This window comes from Paenibacillus zanthoxyli JH29, from assembly GCF_000520715.1.
In the GTDB taxonomy this organism is placed as follows: domain Bacteria; phylum Bacillota; class Bacilli; order Paenibacillales; family Paenibacillaceae; genus Paenibacillus_AQ; species Paenibacillus_AQ zanthoxyli.
Genome location: NZ_ASSD01000689.1, coordinates 1 through 2,810 on the forward strand (window position 1 = coordinate 1; position 2,810 = coordinate 2,810).

At 56.7% G+C, this 2,810-nt stretch carries 3 protein-coding genes; 2 read left to right on the top strand and 1 reads right to left on the bottom strand.

Translation table 11 applies throughout. The features are described from left to right. Positions 1–855, top strand: an 855-nt coding sequence (locus tag L691_RS0126545) for an RluA family pseudouridine synthase (protein WP_025693222.1), incomplete at its 5' end; no start/stop codon positions are given. 163 nt (positions 856–1,018) lie between these two features. Here L691_RS0126545 and greA read toward each other — a convergent pair. Then, positions 1,019–1,504: a transcription elongation factor GreA gene (gene greA, locus L691_RS0126550; protein WP_025693223.1), complete on the bottom strand. Its 486-nt coding sequence runs from the start codon at positions 1,502–1,504 to the stop codon at positions 1,019–1,021. A gap of 207 nt (positions 1,505–1,711) precedes the next feature. Between greA and L691_RS30935 the strand changes: the two genes are divergently transcribed. Then, positions 1,712–2,810, top strand: a 1,099-nt coding sequence (locus L691_RS30935; protein ID WP_025693224.1) for a hypothetical protein, incomplete at its 3' end; no start/stop codon positions are given.

The following is a 2,810-nucleotide window of genomic DNA, read 5'->3' on the forward strand; positions in this document are numbered from 1 at the left end:
GAGGACACGGGCGCAGCCATTGACCGATGGCTTAGAGAGACGGCCGGAATGCCGGACAAGCTGCTTGCCCGGCTTCACCGTGAGGGCGGTATCCAGTGGAGGGGCGACCGGCTGCGGCTGGCGCTTTTTCCGTCCAGAGCACCAGGGATTGAACCGGTCTGGCATGAGATTGAGGTGCTGCATGAGGATGATTTCTGCCTTGTCGTCCATAAGCCTGCAGGCATGGCGGTTCATCCGGACGGAAGCGGAAATGGCGTGACGCTGGACCATGCGGTCGCTGCCCATTACGCCGCCTCCGGCGAGAACTGCGCCGTGCGGCATATCCACCGGCTGGACAAGGAAACGACCGGTCCGGTGCTGTTTGCGAAGAATGAATTTGCGCAAACGGTTCTGGACGAGGCGATGCGCGCCAAGGCCATTTCCCGCCGGTATGCCGCCATTGTCCAGGGCGAGGTGCCGGGTTCGCTGACCGTGATCGATCTGCCGATCGGCCGCGACCGCCACCATGCCTCGCGCCGGAGGGTATCTCCCGGCGGACAGCATGCCGTAACCCGGATTGTCGGCAGCGAGGTGTGGACGGGTGCGTCTCTGGTAAAGATCGAGCTGGAGACAGGCAGAACGCACCAGATCCGGGTGCATTTAAGCCATGTGGGGCATCCCTTATACGGGGATGTGCTGTATGGCGGGCCGATGGCGCCGGAAGTGAATGGAACCCGTCCGCTGCTGCGGCAGGCGCTGCACGGGGAAACCTTGCGCTTTGCGCATCCGTGGAGCGGGGAGGCGCTTGAAGTTGCCGATCCCTGGCCGGAGGATATGCTCCTGCTGCGGAACGCCCTTGGCGGCCGCATCGGGTAAACAAGCAAAAAGGATCAGAAGCGCGTCAGCCAAGCTGCCGATCGCTTCTGATCCTTTTTTTATTTCTATGAGAAACGGTACCTAAAGGGATACTCGTATCGCCACTTCGGAAGCTTAAGCTGGTAAAAGGACGGCGAAGCCGTTTCTTCTCGTAGGGCTTATGTTATACGAGCCGGATTTCAAGCAGCTCATACTCGATCACGCCTGCAGGCGCATCCACCTTGATGAAGCTGCCGGCTTTTTTGCCGATAAGCTCTTTGCCCAGGGGGCTTTCATACGAAATTTTATTCTGAGCCACATCGGCCTCGGCGGGGCTGACAATCCGGTATTCAACTTTCTCCGAGAACTCAATATCATTCAGCACGACGATCGAACCGACGCCTACGGAGGTAACGTCCAAACTGTCTGCACTAACGACACGGGCGTACTTCAGCATGTTCTCCAACTGCTTGATTCGTGTCTCCATAAATGCCTGATCGTCCTTGGCGGAATGATACTCGCTGTTTTCCTTGAGGTCGCCATAGCTGATTGCTACCTTCAGGCGTTCTGCCAGTTCTTTGCGTTTGACTGTTTTAAGCTCTTTAAGTTCTTCCTCCAGCTGGGCAAAGCCCTCCGGTGTCAGAATGATTTCATCTTCCTTATTGGCCATTTTGATCACTACTCCCAATTTGTCGCTTTTAACTCTATTGTACCCTATATGTGGGTGTATGTGATAATGGGCTATTCCATTCCGGCGTTTTCGGGCAGATTGTCATGTGTCCTTTTTAGAAGCATATACATGGGGAGAGTAACATTTAGGGCTTATGCTCCGGGTCTGTTCCGGGGTTAGATTATGCCAAAAAGGAGGACATTTCCCGTGTTTGACCAGTCCCACGGCCTGCGGTTTGATATTTACGAACGCATTCACCTGCCTCAAGACCTTCCGGGGATCGCCGCACTGGAAGAGGTTGAGCTGCTGCCGGATATTCAGGTCATTCAACGCGAGGACCGGGCGGAGCTGCATGGACAGCTGCTGCTGACGGGCCTTTACCGGAGCGAAGACGACAGAACGAACCATTTGGAGCATTCCATTCCAGTTGAAATTACAGTGCCCCTAGCCCGGGTAAACTCACTTGAAGAGATCGGGGTGGAAATTGAAAATTTCGACATTGACCTGCTGACAATGCGCAGCGTTAATATTACCGGTGTGCTGTCGCTGCGCGGAATCGGGGGGGCGGAGCCGGTTCCTGCCTGGCAGCGAGAAGAGTTTACCGTTGCCTATTCCCCGGATGAAGAAGATAGAGGGCCTGCCGCAAAGACCGCGATTCCGGCAGAAGGAGGCGAAGGATCGTATGAAAATCCGCCTTGGACATTCGGAGAAGGGATAACAGATGTGGCTGCCCATGAACGGGAGCAGACGGGAGCATTCAGTGGCGCTCATGTGTTTTCGGGCATCACGCAGAGTGAAGACGGCGATGCATCGCCCATCTTGAATCTGGAGGAGAACCAGGATGCCAAGATTCATACGGAGAGCGGCCAGCCGTTTACCGCAGAGCAAGAGACGGAGCTTAGCGGCCAGCGGAAGACTGCGGATAGCTGGAGCCATTTTGCCTCGGACGGCACAGAAGCAGGCGGCAGCCCGTTTGCCCGCGAACGGACGCCCGCTGCGGAAACGGCGGATATTGCGGCGGCAGACGGCGCGGAGAGTACAAATATTGCGGATCCTTCAGACGGCGTCTCCCTTGAGTCTCTCGCCCAGATCGGCAGCAATGAGACGGAGGAACTTCTTACACAGGATACCGGCAATCTCTCGGCGCCTGCCCTTTCCCCGGAGGAGAAGCCTGATCTAAAGGTCGCCCTTGGCAGCAAAAAGGACAGCGGAGAACAGGCGAAAGAGAATCTGACCTTCTCATCCCTGCTGCCCTCGGGCCGCACGCGCAACGAACAGGAGGAGGACCCGGCGGAAAAAGCGCCTT